Below are 5,115 nucleotides of genomic sequence, written 5' to 3' on the forward strand. Positions count from 1 at the left end.
TGCCGAAGGCCGCACCGCCGACCATCGCCGTGCCCCCGGCCCGGACCGGCCCGGCCAGCGGCAGCGCCGCCAGCCCCGCCAGAAAATGTCTGCGCCGCATCCGCATGGTTCAGCTCCCGAAATCGTCGAAGAAAATGCGCTCTGGCGGCACGCCCGCCCCCTCCAGCGCCGACATCACCGCCGCGATCATCAGGGGCGGGCCGCACAGGTAATAGTCGCAGGCGTCGGGCTCGGGGTGATCGCGCAGGAACCGCTCGCGCAGCACCGCATGGACAAAGCCCACCGGCCCCTCCCAGTCGTCCCCGGGCCGGGGCTCGGAGAGCGCCACCGTCCAGCGGAAATTGGAATGGCGCGCCGCAAGCTCCTCGAACTCCCCCGCATGAAGCAGGTCCTCGCGGCTGCGCGCGCCGTACCAGAAGCCGATCTTTCGCCCGGTGCCGCGCGCATCGAGCTGGTCGTGGACGATGGCCCGCAGCGGCGCCAGTCCGACACCGCCGCCGATCAACACCATCTCGCGCGCATTGTCCTGCGCGCGAAAGCTGCCGAAGGGCCCGGCCGCCGACACCCTGTCGCCCGGCACAAGCTGGAACAGCCATGACGATACGATGCCCGGTGGCACGCCCGGCCGGTCGGGTGGCGGCCCGGCGAGGCGGATGAGCAGGACGATCCGCCCCGCCGCGAGATCGGCGGGCGTGCTGGCGATGGAATAGGCGCGGCTCACTGGCTCGTGCGACGCGACGCGCAGGCGGCGCAGGGGCACCCAGGCGCGCTCGAACCGTTCCGGCACGGCGATCGCCGCGAACTCCAGCTCATAAGGCGGCGCGGTGACCTGCACGAAGGCCCCGGCCTCGATCCCTTCGGCGACGCCGGAGGGGGCCTTCAGCACGATCTCGCGGATCAGCGGCGTCAGCGACCGCGCCTCCACCACCTCGCACTGAAAGCTCTGCGCCGCCAGCAGCGCCTCGGCTACCTCGACGGCGATCGGCTCGCGCAGCACAAGCTGGCAGGCCAGATGCAACCCGCCGCGCCGCTCCGCGCGCGACAGCAGCGCGGTCTCGGCAGGCAGGGCCACGGGGCTTCCTTGCGTCACGCGCACCCGGCAGAGCCGCAGGTGCCCGCCCCGCCGCAGGCCGCCGGAAGCAGAATGCCGTTCTCGGCCAGCGCCGTCAGAAGCTTCGTGCCAAAGCAGCTTTCGAACCCCGCGCCGCCGTTCACCGCGACCGCGATCGCGCGGTCGGGCACCAAGAGCCGCCGCGCCAGCAAAAGTGCCGCGCTCAGCATCAGCACGATCCCGGTCAGCAGCACGATGCCCAAAAGCGCCTGCGTCATCGCGCCAGCCCCCCGAAGCCCGAAAAGCCAAGCGACATAAGCCCGGTGACGATGAAGGCCGAGCCCAGCCCCTGCAGCCCCTGCGGCATGTCCGAATAGCGCAGCCGCTCGCGGATCGCGGCGAAGGCTGCGATGGCCAGCGCCCAGCCCGCGCCGCTGCCGACGCCCCAGGCAATGGACTCGCCAAGATCATAGCGCCGCTCGACCATGAACAGCTTCCGCCGAGGATCGCGCAGTTCACGGTGATCAGCGGCAGAAAGACGCCCAAGGCCCGGTGCAGCGCGGGCACGAAGCGGTCGAGCACGAGCTCTAGAAGCTGCACCATCGCGGCGATCACGCCGATGAAGACGATGATCCGCAGAAAGCTCAGATCGACCTCGGGCAGACCGGCCCAGCCCAAGGCACCGGGGGCGAGCAGGTATCGGTGGATCAACGCGTTGACCGGCACGCTGATGGACTGCGCCACGATCACAGACAAGCCGAGCCCCAGCGCCGTCGACAGGCGCTGCGACACGGCGAGAAAGGTGCAGATGCCCAGAAAGAACGACAGCGCGAGGTTGTCGGTAAAGATCGTGGCGATGAGAATGTCGGTCATGGCGTGGCCTTCGTATCAAGGCTGATGAGGCTATGGTCGGGGTGTTCGGCCTGCTCGGGCCGCGCGGCGCGGATCGCCCAGATCAGCAGCCCGATGATGAAGAAGGCCGAAGGCGCGAGCTGCATCAGCCCTAGCGGCACGAACCAGCCGCCCCCCGCCACGGTCGGCAGGACCGGCAGGCCCGAAAGCTGGCCCGTGCCAAAAAGCTCGCGGATCGTCGCCACGATCACTAGCACGAGGCTGTAGCCGAGCGCGTTGCCCAGACCGTCGAGCACCGAGGGCCAGACGGGGTGATGCATGGCAAAGCTTTCGGCCCGGCCCAGCACGATGCAGTTGGTGACGATCAGCCCGACGAAGATCGACAATAGCTGGCTTATCTCGAAGGCATAGGCGCGCAGCACCTCGTCGATCAGGATCACCAGCGTGGCGATGATGGTGATCTGCAAAATGAGCCGGATCGATTGCGGGATGTGCCGCCGGATCGCGCTGATCAGCCCGGAGGCCGCGCAGAGCACGAAGATCAGCGCCGCGCACATGGTCAACGCAGTCACCAGCGAGGTCGTCACCGCCAGCGCCGAGCATATGCCCAAAATCCGCAGCGTCACCGGGTTGGCCCGGATCAGCGGATCGGTAAGGGGGCGCGGCAGGCGCATCATCCCAGCCCCTCCTGCCCCAGCCGGTCGAGAAACGGGCCATAGCCCCACGGCCCCATCCAGAAGCGGATCATGTCGGCGACACCGTTGCCGGTGCGCGTGGCCCCCGAGATACCGTCGACCTCGTAAGGCGTGCTGGCTTGTCCGCGCACCACGTCGATGCGGATCGCGCCCGTCTCGTCGGCGATCTGCCGTCCGGGCCAGAGCGCCTGCCACGCCTCGCTTTCGATCCGGGCGCCGAGGCCCGGCGTCTCGGCCTGTTCGGTCACGGTCAGTGCCGCGATGGTGTTGAGATCGGGCTCGAGCGCCAGAAGCGCGCTGATGGTCGATTGATACCCCGCGCCGCGCACCGGCAGCACCACGAGCATCACCGCGCCGTCGCGCTCAAGAAGATGCACCAGCGCCTGCGCCTCGCGCCGCTCCAGCCCGGCGATGTCGGCCTCTTCGGGCAGGGCGATGCTGGTCTCGGGATCGCGCGCCGCCGTCTCGGGGTCATGGCCCTGCGCCTCCGCCAGCATCCGCCCGGTGGCGAGATCGACCAGACGGGTCTCAAGTTCGGTGACCCCCAGCTCCTCCATCACCGCGCGCAGGCCGGGCAGCGCATCCACCATCGCCTGCATGCGAAGCTGCCGCGCCGCTTCGATGTTGGCGATCTGGCGCGGGCGCAGCGCGGTGGCGGCGGTGGAGAGGGTGAGCGCCGAGGCCAGCGCCACCAGCCCCGCGAGCCCCAGCGCCTTCACCGGGTCCTCGTTGGGGCGGGCGAGGAACCGCGCCCAGGGGCCGCGCGGCTTATCCATGGCGCAGCCGCGCGCGCAGCGCGTCCCCCGCGATCACGCTCGCGTCGATCAGCGGCGCGAAGATCCCGGCCAGCACCACCGCGAAGACCACGGCCCCCATGTCGAGCCCCGGCAGCGCCGGGCCGCAGAGCACCGCCGTCAGCCCGCCCACGAGCAGGCCGAAGATCCAATGCCCCGGCGCGGTGACCGGCGCGCCGAAGGGATCGGCGGCGAGAAAGACGAGAGCGAACAGCATCGGCCCGATGAGACCCGGCGACAGGCTCCAGAACATGGCGGCGAAGCCTGCGAACCCCGCGCCACCGGCCAGCACCACGCGCCAAGGCGCCAGCCCCGACAGCAGCAAGAGCCCGCCCCCCGGCAGCGCCGCCCAAAGCACCGCGGGTCCGGGCGCCCCGAGGGCGAGCCCCGGGAATGAGAAGGTCAGAAACGCCAGCGCCAGCGCGCCCGTGCTCAGAAAGTCGAAGCCCGCGCCGCCGAAGATCAGCTCACCCATGACCAGCGCCAGCGTGAGCGCGAGCGCGAGCTGCCACAGCGCCGACTCGGGCGGGGCGAAGAGCACGAGGAGCAGCGCCGGGACCAGCCCGGCCAGCAGCGGCCCCCGGCCCCGCAATTCGGCGAATAGGAACGACCAGCTGAGCGCCACCGAAACCGCCACGAGAAGGGCCGGGACCGCCGCCGCGCCGGTGAGCCAAAGATGCGCCAGCGCAGGCGGCACGAGGGCCATGAGGCGAAAGATCCCGCAGCGTTGCGCCGCCTGTGCCCTGAGATCGAGGAGCGCTTCCCGGATCATCGCTCCGCCTCCAGCTCGTCCAGCACGCGGCGCAGCAGCGCGCTGTAATCCGACCCGCTCGCGCAGATCATCGTGGCGGCGCGCATGTCCTCCTCGATTAGGTCGAGACACCCGAGCCTGCGTGCGGCGTCGGCATCGCCGATGCTCAGCGCCCGCAACAGCGGGATCGCCCTGATCCCTGCGGGCAGGGTGGCGCATAGCGCCGGGGTCGGAACGATCGGGCCAAACGCGGAGGCCTCGGCAAGGGCCGCGCCGGGCGCGGGCCATGCCACGCGCGTTTCGAACGCCCGAGCCAGCGGCGGCTCTCATATGGGCCTGCCGCCCACGAGGGCATGGGCGCGCGCCCCCTCGCCCTTTCCCCCGAGGATCTCGTCGAGATCGGCGCCGGTGACGCTGCGCAGCAGCCGCCCCGCGCCCCCATCGGGTGCGATTTCAATCAGCCTCGACAGGTCGAGCACATGCGCTTCCAGAAGACGCCCGATCGCGATCACCGCCTGGCAATCGACGGTCCAGACTTCGCCGCCGCGCGCGACGCTGTGCCAGCGCCGCAGCTGCGCGCCCATGCCGCCGGGGCCGACTTTCACGTGAAGCCCCTCGGCCGGCGCCGTCAGCGCAGCGCCTCCCTCTTGGCAAAGCACGACCTCCCCTCGCGTAAGCTCGCGCAAGGCCGAAAGGCCCCGATCCAGAGCCTTTGGCTGTTCTCGCGCCGCCCGAACCCCGGCCGCACGCTCCCCCCCAAGCGCATCGACGAGGACCGCATCCGGCTGGGCCCCGGGCTCGGGCACGCGGCCGAAGGGGCGGGTCCGGAACTCCGGCCAGAGCCCCTGCGCCAGCAGCGTTTCGCGCAGGTCCTCCCCCGGCATCGCCGGGGCGGTCCATGGCGGCGCGCGGCGCGTCTCGATCACGATCCGTTCGATCCGGCGGCATACTCCCGTGTCGATCCGCGCGACC

The 5,115-nt window shown here is 70.9% G+C and carries 6 protein-coding genes and 2 pseudogenes; all 8 read right to left on the reverse strand.

Annotated features, from left to right (window positions below; translation table 11 throughout):
* Positions 1-109: 109 nt before the first annotated feature.
* The gene (gene nqrF / locus MBELCI_RS18345; RefSeq protein WP_235047702.1) at positions 110-1,096 is read right to left on the reverse strand and encodes an NADH:ubiquinone reductase (Na(+)-transporting) subunit F; all 987 of its coding nucleotides are present in this window, start codon (positions 1,094-1,096) and stop codon (positions 110-112) included.
* Positions 1,087-1,329: a hypothetical protein gene (locus MBELCI_RS22140; RefSeq protein ID WP_235047703.1), complete on the reverse strand. Its 243-nt coding sequence runs from the start codon at positions 1,327-1,329 to the stop codon at positions 1,087-1,089. The genes nqrF and MBELCI_RS22140 overlap by 10 nt, the downstream gene beginning before the upstream one ends.
* Positions 1,326-1,861 (reverse strand): annotated as a pseudogene (locus MBELCI_RS18350) (NADH:ubiquinone reductase (Na(+)-transporting) subunit E). The gene MBELCI_RS22140 and the pseudogene MBELCI_RS18350 overlap by 4 nt, the downstream one beginning before the upstream one ends.
* Before the next feature lie 59 nt (positions 1,862-1,920).
* Complete coding sequence (locus tag MBELCI_RS18355; protein WP_021695745.1) at positions 1,921-2,580, reverse strand: NADH:ubiquinone reductase (Na(+)-transporting) subunit D; 660 nt, start codon at positions 2,578-2,580, stop codon at positions 1,921-1,923.
* Positions 2,577-3,374 (reverse strand): NADH:ubiquinone reductase (Na(+)-transporting) subunit C, encoded by a 798-nt coding sequence (gene nqrC, locus MBELCI_RS18360; protein WP_045320506.1) that lies wholly within the window; start codon positions 3,372-3,374, stop codon positions 2,577-2,579. The genes MBELCI_RS18355 and nqrC overlap by 4 nt, the downstream gene beginning before the upstream one ends.
* Complete coding sequence (locus MBELCI_RS18365) at positions 3,367-4,164, reverse strand: RnfABCDGE type electron transport complex subunit D (RefSeq protein ID WP_021695747.1); 798 nt, start codon at positions 4,162-4,164, stop codon at positions 3,367-3,369. Before MBELCI_RS18365 ends, nqrC begins: the two co-directional genes overlap by 8 nt.
* Positions 4,161-4,436, reverse strand: a complete 276-nt coding sequence (locus MBELCI_RS21150; RefSeq protein WP_021695748.1) for a hypothetical protein — start codon at positions 4,434-4,436, stop codon at positions 4,161-4,163. Before MBELCI_RS21150 ends, MBELCI_RS18365 begins: the two co-directional genes overlap by 4 nt.
* 33 nt (positions 4,437-4,469) lie before the next feature.
* Positions 4,470-5,115: pseudogene (locus MBELCI_RS18375) on the reverse strand (hypothetical protein); the annotation flags it as partial.

This window comes from Limimaricola cinnabarinus LL-001, assembly GCF_000466965.1.
GTDB lineage: Bacteria > Pseudomonadota > Alphaproteobacteria > Rhodobacterales > Rhodobacteraceae > Limimaricola > Limimaricola cinnabarinus.

What these genes read in the sequence shown, in the direction of transcription:
- MBELCI_RS18355 (WP_021695745.1), bottom strand. Translation starts at nt 2,580, where the DNA reads ATGATGCGCCTGCCGCGCCCCCTTACCGATCCGCTGATCCGGGCCAAC.
- MBELCI_RS22140 (WP_235047703.1), bottom strand. Translation starts at nt 1,329, where the DNA reads ATGACGCAGGCGCTTTTGGGCATCGTGCTGCTGACCGGGATCGTGCTG.
- nqrC (WP_045320506.1), bottom strand. Translation starts at nt 3,374, where the DNA reads ATGGATAAGCCGCGCGGCCCCTGGGCGCGGTTCCTCGCCCGCCCCAAC.
- MBELCI_RS18365 (WP_021695747.1), bottom strand. Translation starts at nt 4,164, where the DNA reads ATGATCCGGGAAGCGCTCCTCGATCTCAGGGCACAGGCGGCGCAACGC.